A 20601-nucleotide genomic window follows, 5' to 3' on the forward strand; every position below is an offset into this window, starting at 1 on the left:
ACGGACTCCCATGCAAGCTCTTTCCACCTCGATTGAATGGACCCCGGAGGGGATGCTCCTGGCCCAGCCGGTGCTGGACGCGCACGGACAGCTTCTGCTCCCGGCGGGGACGCCCATCACGCGCGGGATCCTGAACAGCCTGCAGCAGCGGGGAATCGACACCGTCTTCGTCAATCCGCCGGAAGGTGTTTCGGGCATTGTCGACAAGCTGGATCCAGCCACACAGCAGGCACATACGGAAAAACGCCTGCTGCATCTGTTCCGGCCTGCCATGAGGGCCGGCCAGCTCAATCCGCTGTTTCATCTGATCCTGCGATATCGCTCCGCGGAGACACCATGAAGCAGCTCACTGCAGATGCCATATTGCGCAGTGTCCATGAGCTACCGGCGCTTCCCGCGGTGGTGCTGGAACTGATCCAGTCTTTTGGGGACAGCCATGTTTCCGCCGAACAGCTGGCCGTGAAGATATCGCACGACCAGGCCATCGCCGCCAAGACGCTTCGGCTGGCGAACTCTTCCTTCTATGGCCTTCCTCGCCAGGTCACCTCCATCGCAGAGGCCACCGCGATTCTCGGGCTTCGCACCCTGCGCAGCGTGGCCACGGCCGCGGGATTGGTGGGCGGTTTTGCGAACTCCCGCTGCCAAGGGTTCGACTTTGATGCGTTCTGGCGCCATGCGATCGGCACGGCACTCACCGCCAGAGCCTTGGCGCAGCGCACGCGATTGGACGAGGATGCGGCGTTCACCCTGGGGCTGGTGCATGACATCGGGCGGCTGGTGCTCGTGAGCTCCTACGAGGACGAGTATGCCCAGGCCATTGCTTACCAGCTGGAACACGATTGCCTGATGCATGCCGCGGAGCGCCACTATTTTGGTGTTGACCATGCCGAGGTCGGCGGGGTGATCGCGGAGCATTGGCATTTTGCGCCGGAGATTGTTGCGGCCATTTCATGCCACCACCGCCCGCCGCCTGCCAGCCGCCTGTGCCTGACGGACCTCGTGCATGTCGCCGACAACATTGCGCACGGCCTGGATCTTTCTCACAAGGAAAACGATATGGTGCCCTTGCTGGCCTTGGATGCCTGGGGCAGACTGGCACTGGACGACGGTGACTACATGGCAGTTTTCGATGCGGTGGCAGAGCAGCATGAGGTTGTCTGCCACGCACTCCTGGCCTGAAAGAGGTGCCCTACATGAATTCTCACGACCCACTACTTCGCGAAAGCACCGTGGACACGCCGTCGGCCGTGTCGTCCCCTGACACCACGGAAGACAGGGTCAAGGAGCTGCTGCGATCCAACGAAGAGCTGACGCAGCTCAATGCAAAGCTCTCGGATGCGCAGGACAAGCTGATGCAGTCGGAAAGGATGGCATCCATCGGGCAGCTGGCCGCGGGTGTCGCCCACGAAATCAACAATCCCATTGGATTCATATTCTCCAATTTCGGCACCCTGGAGCGCTATTTGAGCGACCTGTTCCAGATGCTCGCGGCCTATGAAGAGGCGGAGTCTGCGCTCGGTGATACCCCGGTGGCGGTGCGCCTTAAGGCATTGCGCGAAAAAATAGAGCTGGATTTCCTGAAGGAAGACATTCCCTCCTTGATGGCGGAATCGAAAGACGGCATTACCCGCGTGCGCAACATCGTTCAGAACCTCAAGGACTTCTCGAGGGTGGACACCTCCCAGAAGTGGGTGCTGGCCGATCTGCACCACGGCATCGATTCCACCCTGAACATCGTCAACAACGAAATCAAATACAAGGCGGACGTTGTCAAGGCATATGGGGAGCTTCCCGACATCGAGTGCCTCCCCTCCGAACTCAACCAGGTCTTCATGAACCTCCTGGTCAATGCCGCCCATGCCATCCAGGCGGACAGGGGCACCATCACCATCCTCACCGGCGCCGACGACTCACGGGTGTGGGTGGAGATCCAGGACACGGGCGAGGGCATCGCCAAGGAGAATCTGGGGCGCATCTTCGATCCGTTCTTCACCACCAAGGCGGTCGGCAAGGGCACCGGGCTGGGCCTTTCGCTTTCGTACGGAATCGTCAAGAAGCACCTGGGAAGCATCGATGTCTTCAGCGAACCGGGTGTCGGGACGCGCTTTCGCGTCACACTGCCGATACGCCACGCAGCGGAGGCGTAAGGGGTGAACTCCGATATCGACGTCACGGCCGCTCTTCCGACCTTGTCTCCGGAGGTCGGCCAATCGCAGGAGGATGCACGCGTCTGGCGAATTCTGTGCGTGGACGACGAGCCCAACATCGTGGCTTCGCTCAAGCGCCTGTTCCGGGGCAGTGGATACCAGGTAACGACCGCCACCAGCGGTGCCGAGGCGATTGCCCAGATGGAGCAGGAACCCGTGGACCTGATCTTCTCCGACATGCGGATGCCAGGAATGAGCGGCGCCCAGTTGCTGGAGCAGGTGCGCCAGCGCTGGCCCCGAACGACGCGAATCCTGTTGACGGGCTACGCGGACATCGGATCCACCATCGCGGCCATCAACAGCGGTGAAGTCTATCGGTACATCACCAAGCCCTGGGATGACGGGGAAGTGCTTGCGACGGCCCACCAGGTGTTCGAGCGCCATGCCCTGGAGCATGAAAAGGACCGCCTGGAGGCCCTTCTCAGGTCCAAGAACCAGGCATTGATGGAGCTCAATGAGACCCTGGAGGAAAAGGTTGCTGCGCGCACCAGTGAGTTGCTCCAGCTGAGCCAGAAGATCAAGAAAAACTACCTCACTTCCATCAAGGTGTTCTCCAATCTGATGGAGTGGAGGGGAGGGCAGCTCTCCGGCCATTCACGGCGCGTGGCGGACCTGGCCCGCCGCACCGCGCGCGCCATGAACATGAGCGAGGCGGACCAGCAGGACGCGTTCATCGCCGGCTTGATGCACGACATCGGCCAGATCGCCTTGCCCGATACCCTGCTGGCCCGGCCTGTTCCCAAGCTATCCGAGGAAGAAACCGTCCAGTACCGCCGTCACGCCGTGCTCGGGGAGCAGGCGCTCATGGCGCTTGACGACATGCAGGCGGTGGCCAACATCATCCGAAGCCACCATGAGCGGCACGACGGCCTGGGCTATCCGGATGGCCTGGTGGGGGAGATGATTCCCATGGGCGCGTGCATTCTCGCCGTGGCGGACACGTATGACGACCTGCAAATCGGCCACCTCAGCTCCACGCCCTTGAATGCCGCGGATGCCAGGTCGATGATCGCGCGGGGCAGGGGGACCCAGTTCCACCCCGAAGTCGTCGATGTCTTCCTGCAAATGCTGCTGAAGGCTGCACCCGGCGCGGAAACACCCCCGCGCATGCTGCGCACCGTACAGCTGCGGCCGGGAATGATCTTGGCGCGGGACCTCCTGTCCACCGAAGGCGCCGTGCTGCTCGCGGCGGACCACGTGCTGACGGCCGAGCTGATCAAGCGGCTGAGGTTGCGCGAGGGACGGGACGGTACTGAAATGATCCTGCCGATCAAACCGTAATACGAAGGACTCAGGCATGCAGAGAATTCTCCTACTGGATGACGAGCCCCATGTCCTGGCGGCGATAAAGCGGAGCCTGCGAGCGGGACTCGGGGCTGATCTGCGCATTGAAGAAACGGTGGAACCGGAAGTGGCATTGGCCAAGCTGAGAGAGGCCGTTTTCGATGTGGTGATTTCGGACTACCGGATGCCCCTGATGACCGGCGTGGAGTTTCTGAGCCTCGTGCGGACCATTCAGCCCAGGGCGGTGCGGATGGTGCTGAGCGCATCGTCAGATTCGGAAAACCTGATGCGGGCGGTCAATGATGCGGAAGTCTTCCGCTACCTGCTGAAACCTTGGGATGAGAAAGACCTTCTCGGGCATGTGCGCTCGGCCCTGGAGCGGGCCGATCAGCTTCGCCACGAGAACGATCTGGCCGATGTCGGGCGTCACGAGTTTGGCCAACTCAGCGCCACGGAACTGGAACGCCGCCGATTGGAGGCTCTGGAGCCGGGACTGACCCATGTGACATGGGGGCCGAATGGAGAGGTCCTGGGGCCGGACAGCTAAGGACCGCGGTCCCACAGCCCCGGGCCTTCAAAACCCCCGGGGCGGTTTGCGCCATTCAAGCGCTTTTGCGCTGGGCAGCGTCATGGTGCCTGAATGCTTCGCGGATATTTTCCCGCAGCAGATCGTCGTCCCAGGGCTTCGTCAGAAATTTATAGATGGCGCCTCGGTTGATCGCGTCCGAAATAGATTCCAGATCGGTATACCCGGAAAGAACAATCCGGATGGTTTCGGGGTAGAGTTCCCGCGCCCGGGAGAGAAATTCCGTTCCAGACATCTCGGGCATGCGCTGGTCCGAAAGAATGACCTGCACTTCTTGTTGCGCCAGGATGTCGAAACCATCTTTTGCACTGTTGGCGGTCAATATTTCATATCCATCACGCCGCAACAGACGCCGCATCGAAGCCAGTATTCCTGGTTCATCGTCCACGATCAGAATTCTCTTGGGGGGTTCTGCGGATTTTTCGGGAATCCTGAGGGTGACGCCATCGGCCAGCAGGCCTCCAAAATCCTCGGCAGGTACCGGCCTGCTGAAATAGTACCCCTGGATTTCATCGCACTTCTTGCGATGCAGATAGCTCATTTGCGCCTCTGTTTCCACGCCTTCGGCAATGACCTTGAGCTTGAGATTGTGGGCCAGGTCGATGATCGCAGTGCAGATCGCAGCGGCATCGGGGTCGTAGATGACCTCTTTGACGAAACTCTGGTCGATTTTCAAATAATCGATGGGAAACCGCTTCAGATAGGCCAGCGAAGAATAGCCCGTCCCAAAATCATCGATCGCCAGGCGGACACCCATTTCACGGATGTCGTGGAGGCGCTGGATGTTCACGTCAATATCCTCCATGAAGAGGCTTTCCGTGATCTCGATATCGATGGGGACTTCACCGCCCTTGCTGCCTTTAAGGCAAAGGCCGAGGATCTTCGAGAAATCGGACCGCCGCATCTGGACGGCTGAAACATTCACGGCGATCCTTGGAGGTGTCAATCCTTGGCTGCGCCACTTGTCATGGTCGCGAATGGCTCTTTCCAGAACCCATTGGCCCACATCGATGATCATTCCCGTTTCTTCGAGGATGGGAATGAAAACCGAAGGTGGAACCAATCCTGACTCGGGGTCATTCCAGCGAATGAGTGCCTCCATGCCGGTGATTTTTCCGTCAAGGAGCGCGACCTTGGGCTGGTAGTGCAGAACGAACTCGTCGTTCTCCAAGGCCCTGTGCAGCTTGCTTTCTATGCTCAGCTGGCTGTGCACACGGGTATTCATCGAGGCGGTATAGAACTGATACCGTCCCTTGGCCGCACCGGCCTCGCGCGATGCGGCTTCCGCATGCGCAAACAGCATGTCCGCCTCCCGCCCATCGTCCGGATAGAGGGATATGCCTGTGCGAAAAGTCAGGTACAGCTCTTTCCCCTCCACAACGAATGGACGGTCCATCAAAGGGAATATCTTTTCCGACAAAAGATGCGCTATTTCCGCGGGAACACTGCGATAGGTCGCAATGATGCCGAAATGATCGGCACCCATTCTGGCAATCTTGTCGTTGGAGCCCAGGGCTTCCACCAGCCGCCTGGCCACCGCCTGGATCACCGCGTCTCCCGCATGCCTGCCCAGGGTATCGTTGATATTCTTGAACCGGTCGATGTTCATCCAGACCAAGGCCACAGACGCCGCGTCCTCCGCAGTGCTGGCGGCGCCTTGAATCAGCTGGTCCAGGCGGTCCTGCAACAGGCTTCTATTGGGAAGCCCCGTCAGTGCATCGTAGTAGGCCAGGTAATTGAGCCGCTCGGATTTTTCAAGATGGTCCAGCGAGAAGGCAATGTCAGAGGCCAGTTCTTGCAGAAGCTGGATTTCGGCATCATCAAAGAAATCTCTCTCGGACGAATACAGTGCCATCAGTCCGATGACTTTCTTGTTGACCGACAGCGGGAACAGGCCAAAGCTCTGAAATCCCCTGTTGATTGCCTCATCCCTCAGGACAATTCTCGGGTCGGTTCTGACGTCCTGAACCAGGATGGTTTCCGAGCTCCCGACGCATTCGCCCACCAGGCCGTGGTTCTCACGTTCGAGAACATTCAGCCCCATGGGAATGTGCTCGATGTAATCTTCTCCGGCCCCTGCCCAGGCTGCCGCCGCCACATGCTGCTCTTCCATGTCAGCGATGCCGATCCAGGCCAGGCGAAAGCCCCCTGCATTGACGGCGATCTGGCAGGCCTCGTGAAACAGCTCTTTGCGATCCTGCGTCCGCACGATCAGCGAGTTGATGCTGCTCAATACCGCATAGATCCTGTTGAGACGCTTGACCTTGAGTTCCGCATTCTTGCGCTCGGTGATGTCCACCACGGAGCCCGCCATATAGGTTGCCTTGCCGCTTTCATCCCAGACAGCTTGCCCTTTGGCATGCGACCAGCGGTAGGAGCCATCCTTGGCGAGTGCCCGGTATTCGACGTCGTAGGGAACCTGCTGCCTGATGTGGGCAGCGAAAGCGTCCAGCACCATCTGGCGGTCGGACGGCTCCAGCAGGCCCAGCCACGCCGCCGCGGTATTTTCTATTTCATGGTCCTGGTAGCCCAGGCGAAATTTCCATTGCGCGGAGATTTGCGCGATGCCCGTGTCGACATTCCAGTCCCACACATCGCCGGTGGAGGCAGCCAGCCGAAACCGCAATTCGCTGTGCCTTAGCGCCTCCTGCGTGCGCTTTTGCTCGCGTGCGGACAGGGCGTCATTGAGGGCGCGGCGGACCGCGGGGGCCAGCCGCCCCAGGTCATGCTTGAGGATGTAGTCCGTCGCCCCGCTCTTGAGGGCATTGATGGCGTTCTCTTCCCCGATGGTTCCCGACACGAAGATGAACGGGACGTCCGGACACACCTCCCTGGCCACCGACAGGGCATCGAGGCCACTGAAGCGCGGCATGCTGAAGTCGGACAGGATGATGTCCGGCACATCCACCCGCAGCTCATGGCGCAGCCGCTCCTCGGTGTCCGCGCGGCGGCTCGTGAAGTTGAACGCCGCGCGCCGCAACGCGTGCGCTACGAGTTCCGCGTCGTTGGGCTCATCCTCGACCATCAGGATATTCAAGGGGACCACTTGCAAATATTCCTCCTGCCACAGGGACACCCCTGTGGAACACTGCCGTGTGGAGACGAGTCTAGGGGGCTGCACCCCAGGTATCAAGAGATTCTTAATTTGCGCGGTTCGCGTGCGCGGCCGCCGTTGAACGGTAGGCAATACCCGGTTTTCAACCTACCATTGTTTCCAAGTCGGCGCTGACGGCTTGGCATCCACAAACCCGGGGAGGCAGGCGGTGATTCAACCCAGAGCATGCTTGGCAGGATTGCTGGCCCTGTCCCTGTCGCCGATCCAGGCCCAGGATAACAAAGCCTCCGCGCTTGCCGAACTCTCACTGGAAGAACTGGCAAGCATCCAGATCACCTCCGCGGCCCGGCACCCCGAGTTCCTCGGGGATGCTTCCGCCGCCATCTTTGTGATCACCTCCGACAGCATCCGCCGCTCCGGCGCCTCCACGCTGCCCGAGGCATTGCGGCTGGCGCCCAATCTCCAGGTGGCCCGCCTGGACGCGAGCCAGTACGCGATCAGCGCGCGCGGTTTCAACAATGCCATTGGCAACAAGCTGCTGGTGTTGATCGACGGCCGCACGGTCTACACGCCGTTTTTCTCCGGGGTGTTCTGGGACCAACAGGACGTCATGCTGGAAGATGTTGACCGGATAGAGGTCATCAGTGGACCGGGAGGTACCTTGTGGGGCGCCAACGCCGTCAATGGCGTGATCAACGTGATCACGAAATCCTCCGCCAGCACCCAGGGTGGGCTTGTCGCCGTGGGTGCCGGCAATCAGGGCTGGGACGCATCGTTCCGATATGGCGGCGTGCTGGGAGGAGGGGGGACGTTCCGTGTCTACGCCAAGGGCGACGCGACCCGGCCCGTGGTACAGACCGGAAGTGCCGCGGCAACGGATGGACGTTCGCGCGGGCAAATGGGATGGCGCGCGGACTGGGTGGACAATGGCAGCGAACTGACCTTTCAGGGCGACGTATACGCTGGGGCCACCGACAGCCGTGGCCTGTTTGGCCGCTTTGACCTGGGGCGGGTCGAGGCGTCGGGGGGCAACGTTCTTGGGCGCTTGACGCGAAAACTTCCGGCAGGGCAGGACGTTCGCCTGCAGGCCTACTACGACTATACGGACCGCAAGGATGCCTTCCTCTACCAGCCGCGGCAACGGGTTCTGGATGTGGAGTTCCAGCATGGCGTGCCCCTGGGAGCCCACCGGCTGCTGTGGGGCGGGGGATACAGGCAGGCCCGGGACGACATCCGCCCTGGCGTGATATTTGGATTTACGCCAGCAGCAGCTTCGCTGCGCTGGGCCAATGTGTTTGTGCAGGATGAATTCAAGCTGACCGACCGCCTCAACCTGACGCTTGGCACCAAACTGGAGAAGAATGACTTCACGGGGATGGAGTCGCTTCCGAGTGCCCGCTTCGAATGGAAACCGAGCCCGCAGCAGCTCTGGTGGGGCGCCGTGTCGCGGGCGGTACGGGCCCCGGCACGCCTGGACCGCGACATACGCCTGCCCCCGAACCCCCCATTTCTGATCGCCGGAGGCCCGGATTTCCAGTCGGAAATCGCCAAGGTGCTGGAGCTGGGCTACCGCTCCCAGCCCTCGGCCTCGCTCTCCTACTCCGTCACCGCCTTTCAGCACCATTGGGACAAATTGCGCAGCGGTCAGCGTCCTCCCGGGGCACAGGTGCAGAACATGATCGAGGGAAAGACCTGGGGCCTGGAAGCCTGGGGTGAATGGCATGCGGCACGCCATCTGCGCCTTGCGGGCGGGCTGTCCTTGCTGCGCAAGAACCTTCGGGTCCGGCCGGGCAGCTCGGACCCCGAGGGGCCCCGCGCGCTGGGCAATGATCCCCGCCACCAGTGGATGCTGCGTGCCGGGCTCAACCTGCCCCACCGCCAGGAGCTCGATGTCATCGTGCGCAGGGTAGGGGCCTTGCCGGACCCCGCCGTGCCTGCGTACACGGCCGTCGATCTGCGTTTTGGCTGGACGGTGCGGCCTGGCGTTGAACTGTCGATCGTGGGCCAGAACCTGTTCGACGGATCCCACCCGGAATTCAATGCGGCACTGAACCGCAGGGAAATTCCGCGCAACGTGGCGTTGCGAGTCAGGTGGTCTCTGTGAACACCTGGAGATCGCCGTGGCGGCTGGGGCGAGGGGTGGCGCTGTGGGTGCTCCTGGTCGGCCTGGCCTGCGGGCCCTGCGCCGCCCAGCCGGACTGGCCGAACGACGAGTCGCAGATCAAGGCCGCGTTCCTGTACAAGTTTGCCGGGTATGTGGATTGGCCCGAAGGCTTTCTGGGCAGCGTGGAGACGCCATTCACGATCGGCGTGCTGGGGGCCGATCCCATTGCAGATGAACTGGTGCAGATCGTCCAGGGGCGCAAGATCCATTCGCGCAGCATCGTGGTGAACCGGCTCAAGGCCGGAGACCCGCTGGAGGACGTGGCGATCCTGTTTGTGGGCAAGGGGGACGCCGCCCGCCTGAAACCCGTGCGGGGCACATTGCAGGCGCAGCCCATCCTGGTAGTCACCGAGGAGCCCGCAGGCCTTGCGCTGGGCGGCATGATCAATTTTCTGCTGGTGGATCGCCATGTGCGTTTCGAGGTTGCGCTGGCGCCCGTGGAAAAAAGCGGGCTGCGCCTCAGCTCCCGCTTGCTCGCGGTGGCCCAGAGAGTCCACGCCGAAGGGCGCTAGATGCTCAACGCCATAGCACGCTCGCTGCGCCACAAGTTCGCGTTGGCGATGCTCGCGGCAACCTTCGTGTCGCTGTCGGTGGCGGGAACCGCGCTCGCCCTGTATGAACTCCAGGCCTACAAGCAGAACGTGACCAGTGACCTGCTGACGCAGGCCGAAATCCTGGGGCGCGCGACAGGCCCCGCCCTGGCGTTTGACGACCACAAATCCGCGGAGGAAAACCTGTCCCTGCTGGAAACCCGGCGCCAGATCCGGGCAGCCGCCATCTACAACGCCCGCGGAAAGATGGTGGCCCAGTACCGCGGTGCGGGTGCCCATGCCGAGCACAAGGTCCCTGCATTGCCCGAAGCCGACGGCGTGCGACTGCAAGACGGCGAACTGGTCGTTTTCAAGCGGATTCTCGAAAACAAGGAGATCGTCGGAACGGTCTACATGAGCGCGGACTACGAACTGGCGCAGCGGTTTCGGGGCTACCTGGGCATCCTCGCGAGCGTCATGGGGCTGAGCCTGCTGGTGGCGGCAGGCATGTCGGCATGGCTTCAGTCGGCCCTGACCAAGCCCATCCTGGCCGTCACGAACGTGGCGCGCCAGGTGACGGAGCGCAAGGACTTTTCACTGCGCGTGCAGAAGACGACGAAGGACGAGTTGGGCTATCTGGCGGATGCGTTCAACGACATGCTGTCGGAGATCGGCCGGCGCGCCGAAGACCTGGAAACGGCCAACAGGGCCCTGGAGCGCGAAGCGCAGGAGCGCCGGCGCGCCGACCAGGACGTGCGCCAGCTCAACGCGGAGCTGGAACAGCGGGTGTCCCAGCGCACCTTGCAGCTGGAAACCGCCAACCAGGAACTGGAGAGCTTCAGCTACTCGGTGTCGCATGACCTGCGCGCGCCCCTGCGGTGGATCGTTGGCTTCTCCGAGGCGCTGATGGAAGACCACGGCGCGAACCTGGACGACGAGGCCCGGCGGAAAATCCAGATCATCCAGAACGAGGGGCGGCGCATGGGCGTGCTCATCGACGACCTGCTCGCCTTTTCTCGGCTGGGGCGGCGTGCGCTCAAGGTGAGTGACGTGGAGATGGGGGTGCTGGTGCTGGCCACCTGGAATGCGCTCAAGGAGCGCGAGGATTTCAGCCGCGTCCAGCTTCACATCGGCGCCATGCCCGTGGCGACGGGAGACCGCGTGCTCCTCGGACAGGTGTGGACCAATCTGTTGTCGAACGCCCTCAAATTCAGCTCGAAACAGGAAAATCCACGCATTGAAATCGGTGCCATCACGGACGATCAGGAACACATTTTCTTTGTGCGTGACAATGGTGCCGGATTCAATCCAAAGTACAAGGCCAAGTTGTTCGGTGTTTTTCAGCGCCTGCACGACACCAGCGAATTTCCGGGAACGGGCGTAGGTCTCGCCTTGGTCCAGCGGATAGTCCACCGCCACGGGGGCCGCGTCTGGGCCGATGGCAACCTGGGCGAAGGCGCGACGTTTTATTTCACTGTCCCACGGGAGAGCCGCGATGGAGCTGTTTGAAGAAATCGACATCCTCCTGGTGGAGGACAGTCCCAACGACGCGGAGCTGGCGATCCGAGCCCTGAAGAAGCGGGGATTTGCCAACAAGATGCTGTGGGTCAAGGATGGCGAACAGGCCATCAACTACCTGTTTCGGCTTGGCGAGTATTCGCAACAGCACGATGAAACCAGCCCGAAGCTGGTGCTGCTGGATCTGAAGATGCCGCGGGTGGATGGCATGGAGGTGCTGCGCGCCATCAAGGAGGACCAGCGCACGCGCCGCATTCCCGTGGTGATACTGACGTCGTCCCAGGAAGAGCGGGACCTGACACTGTCCTATGACCTGGGGGTCAACAGCTATGTGGTCAAGCCCATGGACTTTGACGAGATGGCGGATGTGGTCTGTCAGGCCGGGGCGTATTGGCTGACCGTCAACCGCACGCCGTAGCTGGCCCGGGCGGTCATCCGGGATCTTTCATCCAAGGAGAGCGCGGGGTTGCGCAGAGCGTGCCGCGAAGGGATGCTCGAAAGCTGTCCGACATGAGTTTCCCTGTCCATCCACAAAGGAGCAACTAATAAAAACAATCACTTAGCTGCGGCCGATACTGACGGAAGAGGGTGAATTCTGTCGCGATCAGCGACATAAGAGTCCTATCGGAATGACACGCGTCACGATTGTCCTTGCGGATCCGACTCTTTTCCCATCTGTAGGCAGCTCCCACATGTTGCGGTGCATCGGTTTCCCGATGCGGTTTTTGAGTGAAGGCACAATGAATTCACAAAGAAAACCTAATTTGAGGGATCAACCCACATGCCCCATCAGCTTCGCCGCATCATCGCCATCAACATCAGGAACCCCAGCGACAGCAACCCTTCGGGGCGGATCTCGGAGCTGGACCCACGCGGCGGAGTTTTGGCGGTGGGCGACAACGGGGTGGGCAAGACGACCTTTCTGCGCCTGATCCCACTCTTCTACGGCGCGACTCCCTCCCAGGTCCTCAAGGGTTCCGGGAAGGCGTCCATGATCCGGCACACGCTTCCCGACCCCAGCAGCGCTGTGGCCTATGAGTACGAGCGTGAGAGTGACGCCCATCTGCGCACGGTGGTGATGTACGCCAAGGATGGCGAGGACATCCCAGACTTTCGGATCGTCTCTGCCGGGTTCGATGAAACCTTCTTCTACGACGAGAACAACACGTTTGTGACACGCACGGAGTTCGCCCCACGGCTCCACGCGCGCAACATCAATGTCTCGCCCGTCCTGCAGCTCAACGAGTACCGCAGCGTCATCCTGAATGAGCGCATGAGCAGCAAGAACGCCAAGCAGATGGCTTTGCTGGCCCGCGATCATTCATTGGGGCCACGCCCCCTGCGCAATCTCAACCAGATTGCAGCCGCCATGGCCAACGAGAAGATCAGCTTTCGTGACCTGCAGAACATCGTGCTGGAGCGCGTGGCCGAAGATCAAGCCACGGAATCGAAGCGCCAGAACGTGCGGGAACTCAAGCAGCGCAGGGAGGATGTGTCCACCTGGTTGGACAGTCGCACCCACATGGCTGATATCTCGAAGCGAAAACCCGACGCTGACCGGATGAAGGCCCGCATCGGTCGCATCAAAGGGATTCACATGGAGCTGTGCTCGCTCCATGTGGCCGTCAAGGCAGCACTCGCCCAGGCGGCTACGGACCAAGAGCGGTTGACGATTGATCGCAAGGCAAAGGCAGAGGCCTTCGACCAGGCGCTTGGGGTTCTGAATGACGACATCAGGGAGGCCGGGGAGAAAAAGACCGAAGCCCATGACGAGTGGCAGCGCATCAATGCTGCGTTTCAGGCCGTGATCAGTCGCCAGAATCACTTCGACCTGATCGATGCGAAGACCCTTGCGGACAATGAATCCAGGGAAGCCGCACTGCAGCAGCAGGCGCGTGACAAAGAGAAAGAGCATCAGCGCCTTACCTCTGAATCGGGTTCTCTCCAGACCGAGCACGAAAGGCGCTGTCTCGAAATCGAACAATCCGCGCAGCGTCAGCAAAATGAGATCGCTGAGCGCAAAGCCACAGCACAACGCGCGTGGGTCGATAAGCGTTTGGCCCTTGGGAATGACAAAGATGCGGCCCTGCAGGCGTTGGAGGAGCCCCCCAGACTTGCCGAGATCGCCGAGGAGCGCAACCGCCAGGCCACACGCGAAGGTGAGATCACCCAAAAGATCAAAAACCCCGCTGCCAAGGAGGAGACCCTTGCTGCACAAGAGGAGGCAGGGGCCATTCTCGAACAGCGCCGCCAAGATCACGATACAGCCAGGGAAACCGCCTTGGCACGCGAAAAAGATGAGGGTCAGGCTCGCGGTGAGCTTGAAGCGGCTATCAGGGCCGTGGAGGGTCTTGAGGCCAGTCAGAAAGCGCTGCTGGCCCACATTGAGGCCCTGACCGCCCAGGTCACCCCGGAACCCGGTTCCTTGCTCGCCTTCATCCGTGAAAGCAACGACCCGGTATGGCCCCATGCCAGCAAGCTGATCGCTGAGGCAGTGATCCACCGCACCGACCTCTCCCCTGCGATGCTGGACATCCCAGCCGCACAGAGAGGCGAGGAGGGGGCCGTGGTGGTCGGCAATGCCACGGTGAGCACTCAGGAGCTACCCCTCCCTGAGTGGTTCTCGATGGATACGGTGCACCTGCAGCTTGGAGCGGCAAAAGGCCAACTGGCAAACATCAACGAGTCGGTGGACAAAGCGGCAGACCACGCGGAAAAAGCCCGACTGAAGCTGAAACAGGCTGGTACCGACCATGGCAGGGCGGCAGCTAACCTTGGTTTGGCGAAGTCGGCCTTTGAAGCTGCGTTCAAAGACAAAGGACGCCTAGACATCCTTGTGAAGACCGAGCGCAGCGCTGCAGAGGCCCAGGCTCGGAAGGATCTTGATGGCTTGAGGGCGGCTCTGAACGCGCTCGGCAATGAAGAACGTGCCATCCGCGAAGGTGTAAAGACCAAGCGTGAGGCGATCAACGCCGGGTACAAGCTCAAGGCTGATGCCCTTGAAGCCGAGTCGAAGAACGAGATCATCAAGCTGGATGCCGAGGCATTGCAAGTCGAAGCGACCCTGAAAACCGATCTGAACAACGCTCGACAGGACTACGAGCGCAAGCTGGCTGGCTTGGGGCTCGATACCGTGCGGATCAATGCCGTGGAGGGAGAGCTACAAGAGCTGCGGGCCCAGCTTGAAGCGATTGCGAACAACCGGCATGAAGTGGCCGCGTGGAGAAAATTCTGCACCGACGAACTACCTCACTTTGAAACCACCCGGCGCAAGGTGGGAGAACTGCACACCGCTTATCTCAAGGCGTCACAGAACCTTGGGAGTCTGGAAACCCGCCTAAATGATCTGACCAAGGAGGCCAAGGAGGTGCTTGATGCCCTCGACGGGCGCATTGCAACCGCCACCTCTGATGCACAGCGCCTTCAGGAGATGCGCGACCAGAAGCTCAATGACTATCTCGACTTTGAGCCCAACAGCGCCTACACCGGGCGATCCATGCTCGAACTCGATCAGGAGGTGACCCGCAAACTCCGCACGCTGGGGGATGAGGCTGCGGCCCTGCGTAGCGAGGTCCTGTCCCTGCGCAATGAGTTTGAGAAGAAGGAGGGCGGTCCCAATGACTGGCTCAAACTCAAGCGCAAGGAGCTGCCTGACCGGCAGACCCGTCTGGAGCACGAGTACCTGTGGCTCGAAGCGGAGCAGCTGTGCGACTGGTTCGAGCGCACTGAAAGCGGGAGTTTCATCGAGCAGCTCACCCACCAGATGAACGGCTTCTTCGAAAACGCCAGCGTGTTCGTGAGCCGTCTGGACACCTTCGACCGCCTGGTGGCGACGTTCAACACCGAGCTGGGCAGGGCGCTGGCCACAACTGAGCACTTCGAGAGGTTCAAAAACCTGAGCGTTCGGGTCACATCGAGCGTGGGCCAGCAGGCGTTCCTCACGGTGCTGCGCAAGATGCGGGACAAGAGCCCCACGATTGCGCTCACAGGGCGCTCGTACTCCCGTGTCGGCATGGAGCTGCCCTCGGATGAGGACACCGCCTTGGTGCGCGAGTACAAGGAGATCCTGCGCTCCGATGGTGGGGTGCAGGTGGACCTGAACGAGCAGGTTCGCCTCGAATTCAGCCTCTACGAGAACGGCAAGCGCTCCGTCATCAGCAATGAGGAGGAGTTCCGCGCAGTGTCGTCCAACGGCAATTCCGCCCTCATCACGGCCATGTTCCTCATGGGCTTTGTGCAGATGATCCGGGGCTCCTCGCCGGTCCGGTTGGTGTGGGTGACCGACGAATTGGGCCGGTTTGACGCCAAGAACGTCGGCGCGTTCCTCAAGACCCTGGCCCTGAACAACATCGACGTGATCAGCGCCAGCCCCAGTGTCGATCCGGCGCTCGCGCGCCACTTCCCGCGCCTGAGCCTGTTCGAGAACACCGGGGCGATCTTCACCAACGAGACCCACGAACTGGAGGCCGAGCATGAACTCGCTTAAATCCGCGCTCAAGCTGCTTGCCAAGGGTGAGTTTGTCTGCAAAGTCCGGTTCGAGAGTGAGTACGAGGCACTGGCGACACAGGAAGGCCTGCAGCAGGCCCAGGAATGGCTGTCGGCGGTGGGGTATCGGCTGGCGCGTCTCCACGACGAGGGGGCGTTCTTCATGGCCTACGACGAATCGCCCACAACCGACACCCGTGCTCGCATCCGGGAGGAACTCAAAACGGTGCGCCACCGGCTGATGCCCTACGTGGGCTTCTTCAACCTGCTGCGGGAAGCGCAAGGGAGCGATCCACAGCTCCACGCGGGCGACGTGGTGTGGTTGACCGAGATCAGCGAGGCGGTGCGCAACTCCTCCGCGCTGGAGCGGCGACTGGCCGACATGCGCGAACTCGCCGATAACCGGGTGACGGACAGCGGTGCGACGGTCTTTCGCGTCCAGAAGATGTTCAAGATCCTGGAGGAAGCGGGCTACCTGCAGCAGACCAACGAGGTGAGCAAGGGCTACACCTTCACCGGCAAGGTGGACTACCTGTTGCAGCTCATTGCCTTCATCAACGAAAACACCCCCCACATCTCCGATGACCAGGTGGTGGACCAGATCGACCCCCAGGCGCGGCTGGAAGAGGCTGAGGCTCCCGAGGCGGGGGCTGCATGACCTCCTCACCGACCAAGGACGTACTGAAGACGCTCTACCAGCATGCCGAGGTGGTGGAGCAAACCCGGCGCGACGGCATCATTGTGCCGGCGCAAGACGCCCCGCAGGCGTCCGTAGGGGCTCTGCGGCAGGCCAACGCCCTGCGACCTGCGGGGGAGGATGGTTATCGACTGCACCCCAAGCTGCGCGACTTCCTGAACGACCACCTGCAGCTCTTCCCGGCCTACCAGACTCTGGCCGAAATCGGCTCGCGCATCAGCCAGGCGCATCAGCTCTGGAACGATGTGGACGATCTGTACCGCGCCAAGGACTACAGCGCGGTGGAGAACATCGTGGAGACCATCGAATCCACGGTCTTCGATATCGGTGACAGCGTGGAGCGCAACCTGCTGTACCTGCACACGCTCCTGTCCACTCGCTACGGCAACGTGCGCACGCTGGAGGCCAAGAAGTCGCAGAACCGCTTCTACCAGCGCGAAGCCAACATCCTCGCCCAAGACATGTCACGCATGGCTGGCGTCTTTGACAGGATAGAGAGCGAGGCAACCGCTCGCGGGATGCCTGAGCTGGCCAAGTTCGTCCGCATGAACCTGCAGGCCCACCTGCAGACCTGGCAGCATGCCATGGCCGAGATGCAGGCGCAGTTGTCGCGGGAGATCTTCCGCATCAGGGAGGTGGAGGACAGCCACAAGCATCTCGCGCGGCTGGATCTGCTCATGCGCCAGCAGCCTTCATGGCTGGGATTCGAGCTGGACCCTTCGGCGCGCATCCCCGACTTCTTACTGGCCGCGCGCCTGCCGGATTTCGTGCCCCAGATCGAGCCCCAGGACACCGACCACCAGTTCGTGGAGGCCATGGTCAAGGAGGTGGCGGCGCTCCCTCCGCAGCCCGTAGAGCCCCAACCCAAGGAGATCAAGCGCTTCAAGCGTGTGGTGGACGAGCGGCCCGTGAAAAAGAAGTCCGATGCCGCGATTGCGCTGGACAGGCTGGCCAACGCCGCCAAGCGCGCGACCGACAAGTTCTCGCTGGCTGAATGGCGCGAGACCGACGACCTTGCCAAGACCCTGCAGCCCCACATCTGGCTGGGCTTTGCCGTCCTGGCGCTGCGGGAGCAGAAATACCGCGTGGAGGTGGTATCGAGCCCCGCGCGCCCCGGTGAGCGGTTCCGGCACCGGTTTCACGATGCGATGGTTCACCCTGCCTCGGTTGCGAGGGGCGCGAAGGCATGAACCAGCAGCAGGTGGCGTTCCTGAGGCGGCTGATCGAGACAGAGCCGCCTTTCCGGCCCTACAGCGCGACCGCTGAATACTTCCTCAATGTCGAGTTCATCGGGAAAGTGCAGGGGAGGAGGGTGGTCTATACCCAGAGAGACTTTGAGGTGGCGCGCAATCTGCTCAAAGCGCGGGGCTTTGAGCAGTCGCGCCAGGTGGAGCCGGTACCGCGCAGTCAGGTGCAACCTGGTGAATCCGAGAAATGGGGCGCCCTGCGCGTCTCTGACGGCCTGGTGGCGGTGGTGCCGTTGGGCCTGCCGGAGGTTCAGATCCCCACGGGCAGCATGCTGTGCATGGATGTGCGCCAAGCGATGGCCTTGCCCTACGAGGTCCTGGTGTTTTGCGAAAACCTGGAGCCCATGCTGCGGCTGCACGAATACCAGTGGCTGGCGGGGTTCCTCAAAGGGCGACCCGCGCTGGCGCTGTTCCGGGGGGCGCCGGGGTACTTCCGCACGGACGTGGCGAACGAGCTGCTGGTGCAGGACCACCGTCCGGTGCTGGCGTTCTTTGATTTCGACCCCAAGGGGCTGTCCATGGCCGCTTCAATGCCACGGCGCGAGGCCTTGTGTTTGCCGCCGCTGGACAGTCTGGAGGCGGCTGTCAGGGCGCAGCGGAGGAAGACTCTGTATCTGGGGTCCGTGGAGGTGTCACGGCCTCATCTGGAAGCCCAGCCTGCAGGTGGCGATGTGGGGCTCGCTTGGGGGCTCATGAAGCGGTTGGAGTTGGGGCTTGATCAGGAGCATTTCCCCGATTTATAGGTTTTCGCCATTGATGCCCGCTGCTACCGAGCACAATATCGACCCAGCCAAACTCAAGGCTCTTTTACACCGACTGTGGCCATTCGATGAAAGGCAAATGAACCCTGAATAAGGGGTGACGGGGGAATGTTCTACGGCATTCCAACTGAACAGCGGGCACATGGTGGAGGCATCTGGCAGGTATTACAACCCTCATGTTCCTTTTTGTGATACATGGGCGTTGGCCAAACTCCTATAGGGAATTTATGGCCGAAATGTAATTCGTAATCTTTTTCGAGGGCTTCGAGTCTTTTATTTTTTTCTCCAATAACGATTTCGATATCTCCCTGGTCTTCTGCTTCAACATCGGGTAGATGATGTATAAAGAAACCAGCAACTTCTTTACAAAACCGCTCGTAGTCTTTGGTGAAAAGGATGAAGTTGTGCCACATGGCATCGACTTTCGAACCAATGATGTACTGCTTTTCAGGGTAAACGATACATAGCGTCAACCATCGTTGCAACTGGGTGAGGACAAACTCTGCTTCCTCATCATTGGCTTTATGCTCTTTTTTATAGCTCTTAATTACCTTGCTGAAGTCATGCGCAACGATGGATTCCATAACATTGACAGCTTTTTGTTCAGCATTGATTTGCGATGAGTTCATTTTTGCTCCGTCCAATTTTTGATGCCAAATAAGTATGCAGACGGGCGCCTAGTTGATGAAGTCATAATCCTGGCGCACGTTGCACACACTCTGTGGTTTTCCTAGCGTTTCAGGATTGGTCGTTGTTCATTGATAGGCTCACACACAGCATCTGACTCGCTGGTGCAAACAGTGCAAGCGCCATCGTCGTCTGCAAAGCAAATCTCCCTGTAGCCGTTTGGAGGTGAGTCGCAGGGACCCATGTAGCACATTGATCCCGGGGTCGCAAAGGCTTTGAAGCGAATTAGTGGTTTGGCACCTTTTGATTGCAGTCCGTTTCTTTTGTTGCGATCAACGATGTCCTGAGGGGTAGTGGTAAGGGTGTTAAAACCTGTTCCCACGTAATTCATGTCGCGGATGATATAAGCTGGAGTCAATCCTTTTTCCACATCGTCACAATCTTGCGGGGTAACTGGAAAGTCGTTGCGCCTAGATTTTGAGAGGGTTGATGCAGTAACAGCCAGTACACCATTTACGTCAATGGTTCGCTCGGATTCGCTGAGAATCTGGCTAGCCTGCCTTTTTTCATCCATATTTGCATCTAGGTCACCGTCAACTATGACTGAGCCGATGAAGGGAACTTCCAAAGAAGTTTCGAACAAAATCAAGTCAACGCGCGTTCGCGTCATTGGTGGAACGTCCTCAAAAATTTGCGACGTGTAGTTGATGGTGGTTGTCGATGATTGGCTGTCTGTTCTGTCCAGGCTTGTAGTCTGGCTTACGCTGGCACCAACGCTTGTCCCGAAACCCATCGGAAGTTTGTAATCAACGCGTGCATTGACACCAACTGTTGATGAAACACCCTTTCGAACTTGCGTTGAAACGGTTGATTGTGATGTAAATGAGAAATTTTCATTTATCTTTGATTTTTCCGTTTTCGAGCAATTGATTTTTTCAGCCTGTTTTATGAAAGTCTTTGGTGGAAATTGAATGGTCTGAGCTTCCATGACCTGCATTTGGCTGACTTGAGTTACTCGACCATTTGTCGCAGTAAGTGGCTCAATAGCAATTGATTCCTTTCTTACTATTTTGTCAACGCATCTTGGCTCGAAGCACATGGGTGTGGCATCACGCATCCCCGCTGATTTGATTTCAACGGGGTATGACATTTTCTCTACTGGGCTAGAACAAGGGATTCGTCGTCCCGGCCCCCCTCCGCAAACAGTCTCAATCGTCTCGGTAACCTTCATTTTTCTTGCGCCAGGTTTTGTTGCAAGTTTTTTGGTTATTTCTTTTTGTACATCCGTCAATATTAGATTTTCAGCCCCGTTTGCATTTGTCAACAAAATACAGGCAACAGGGAGGAGTGCTAATTTATGGATCAATTTCAAGGCGGTCATGGTATTCCCTCTCAAAAAGAAAGGAAATTCTGAGTAGCTTTGAAATGGGGTGCAAGCT

Annotated in this window: 16 protein-coding genes; 13 read left to right on the forward strand and 3 right to left on the reverse strand. The window is 60.0% G+C overall.

The features are described 5' to 3' along the window. Positions 1-10 precede the first annotated feature (10 nt). From AC1RVY_RS02440 to AC1RVY_RS02460, 5 genes are read left to right on the forward strand one after another with little or no spacing between them, the layout of a single operon-like run. The gene (locus tag AC1RVY_RS02440; protein WP_218338568.1) at positions 11-340 is read left to right on the forward strand and encodes a hypothetical protein; all 330 of its coding nucleotides are present in this window, start codon (positions 11-13) and stop codon (positions 338-340) included. Then, complete coding sequence (locus AC1RVY_RS02445; protein ID WP_218338569.1) at positions 337-1179, forward strand: HDOD domain-containing protein; 843 nt, start codon at positions 337-339, stop codon at positions 1177-1179. The genes AC1RVY_RS02440 and AC1RVY_RS02445 overlap by 4 nt, the downstream gene beginning before the upstream one ends. A gap of 14 nt (positions 1180-1193) precedes the next feature. Continuing rightward, positions 1194-2147, forward strand: coding sequence for an ATP-binding protein (locus tag AC1RVY_RS02450; protein ID WP_218338570.1), 954 nt, complete (start codon positions 1194-1196; stop codon positions 2145-2147). Between the two features lie 3 nt (positions 2148-2150). Further along, the gene (nosR, locus tag AC1RVY_RS02455) at positions 2151-3488 is read left to right on the forward strand and encodes a response regulator c-di-GMP phosphodiesterase, NosR family (protein ID WP_492805132.1); all 1338 of its coding nucleotides are present in this window, start codon (positions 2151-2153) and stop codon (positions 3486-3488) included. Between the two features lie 16 nt (positions 3489-3504). Next, complete coding sequence (locus tag AC1RVY_RS02460; RefSeq protein WP_218295004.1) at positions 3505-4038, forward strand: response regulator; 534 nt, start codon at positions 3505-3507, stop codon at positions 4036-4038. Between the two features lie 55 nt (positions 4039-4093). On the opposite strand, the gene AC1RVY_RS02465 is transcribed toward AC1RVY_RS02460, so the two are convergent. Then, a complete protein-coding gene (locus AC1RVY_RS02465; protein WP_492805134.1) occupies positions 4094-7114 on the reverse strand; it encodes an EAL domain-containing protein in 3021 nt (1006 codons plus the stop codon). Positions 7115-7361: 247 nt separating this feature from the next. Between AC1RVY_RS02465 and AC1RVY_RS02470 the strand changes: the two genes are divergently transcribed. The 8 genes from AC1RVY_RS02470 to AC1RVY_RS02505 all read left to right on the forward strand — a co-directional run bounded on the left by AC1RVY_RS02470 (position 7362) and on the right by AC1RVY_RS02505 (position 18517). Then, complete coding sequence (locus AC1RVY_RS02470; protein WP_492805136.1) at positions 7362-9236, forward strand: TOL_0244 family TonB-dependent receptor; 1875 nt, start codon at positions 7362-7364, stop codon at positions 9234-9236. Then, a complete protein-coding gene (locus tag AC1RVY_RS02475; RefSeq protein ID WP_492805138.1) occupies positions 9233-9808 on the forward strand; it encodes a TOL_0243 family YfiR-like periplasmic protein in 576 nt (191 codons plus the stop codon). The genes AC1RVY_RS02470 and AC1RVY_RS02475 overlap by 4 nt, the downstream gene beginning before the upstream one ends. Next, on the forward strand, positions 9809-11335 hold the full coding sequence (locus AC1RVY_RS02480) for a sensor histidine kinase, YfiR-like protein-associated (protein ID WP_492245965.1): 1527 nt from the start codon (positions 9809-9811) through the stop codon (positions 11333-11335). Next, positions 11322-11762 carry a response regulator gene (locus tag AC1RVY_RS02485; RefSeq protein WP_492805139.1) on the forward strand — a complete coding sequence of 147 codons (441 nt, stop codon included), beginning with the start codon at positions 11322-11324 and terminating at the stop codon, positions 11760-11762. The genes AC1RVY_RS02480 and AC1RVY_RS02485 overlap by 14 nt, the downstream gene beginning before the upstream one ends. 363 nt (positions 11763-12125) lie before the next feature. Next, positions 12126-15830 carry an ATP-binding protein gene (locus AC1RVY_RS02490; RefSeq protein WP_492805141.1) on the forward strand — a complete coding sequence of 1235 codons (3705 nt, stop codon included), beginning with the start codon at positions 12126-12128 and terminating at the stop codon, positions 15828-15830. Then, the gene (locus tag AC1RVY_RS02495; RefSeq protein ID WP_492805143.1) at positions 15817-16488 is read left to right on the forward strand and encodes a hypothetical protein; all 672 of its coding nucleotides are present in this window, start codon (positions 15817-15819) and stop codon (positions 16486-16488) included. Before AC1RVY_RS02490 ends, AC1RVY_RS02495 begins: the two co-directional genes overlap by 14 nt. Continuing rightward, the gene (locus tag AC1RVY_RS02500) at positions 16485-17717 is read left to right on the forward strand and encodes a hypothetical protein (protein WP_492805144.1); all 1233 of its coding nucleotides are present in this window, start codon (positions 16485-16487) and stop codon (positions 17715-17717) included. Before AC1RVY_RS02495 ends, AC1RVY_RS02500 begins: the two co-directional genes overlap by 4 nt. Further along, a complete protein-coding gene (locus tag AC1RVY_RS02505; RefSeq protein ID WP_492805146.1) occupies positions 17714-18517 on the forward strand; it encodes a DUF7281 domain-containing protein in 804 nt (267 codons plus the stop codon). Before AC1RVY_RS02500 ends, AC1RVY_RS02505 begins: the two co-directional genes overlap by 4 nt. A gap of 131 nt (positions 18518-18648) precedes the next feature. On the opposite strand, the gene AC1RVY_RS02510 is transcribed toward AC1RVY_RS02505, so the two are convergent. Next, positions 18649-19164: a glycine-rich domain-containing protein gene (locus AC1RVY_RS02510; protein ID WP_492805148.1), complete on the reverse strand. Its 516-nt coding sequence runs from the start codon at positions 19162-19164 to the stop codon at positions 18649-18651. Between the two features lie 101 nt (positions 19165-19265). After that, positions 19266-20543, reverse strand: coding sequence for a hypothetical protein (locus AC1RVY_RS02515; RefSeq protein WP_492805150.1), 1278 nt, complete (start codon positions 20541-20543; stop codon positions 19266-19268). Between the last annotated feature and the right edge of the window lie 58 nt (positions 20544-20601).

This window comes from Acidovorax sp. GW821-FHT11A03, from assembly GCF_058809075.1.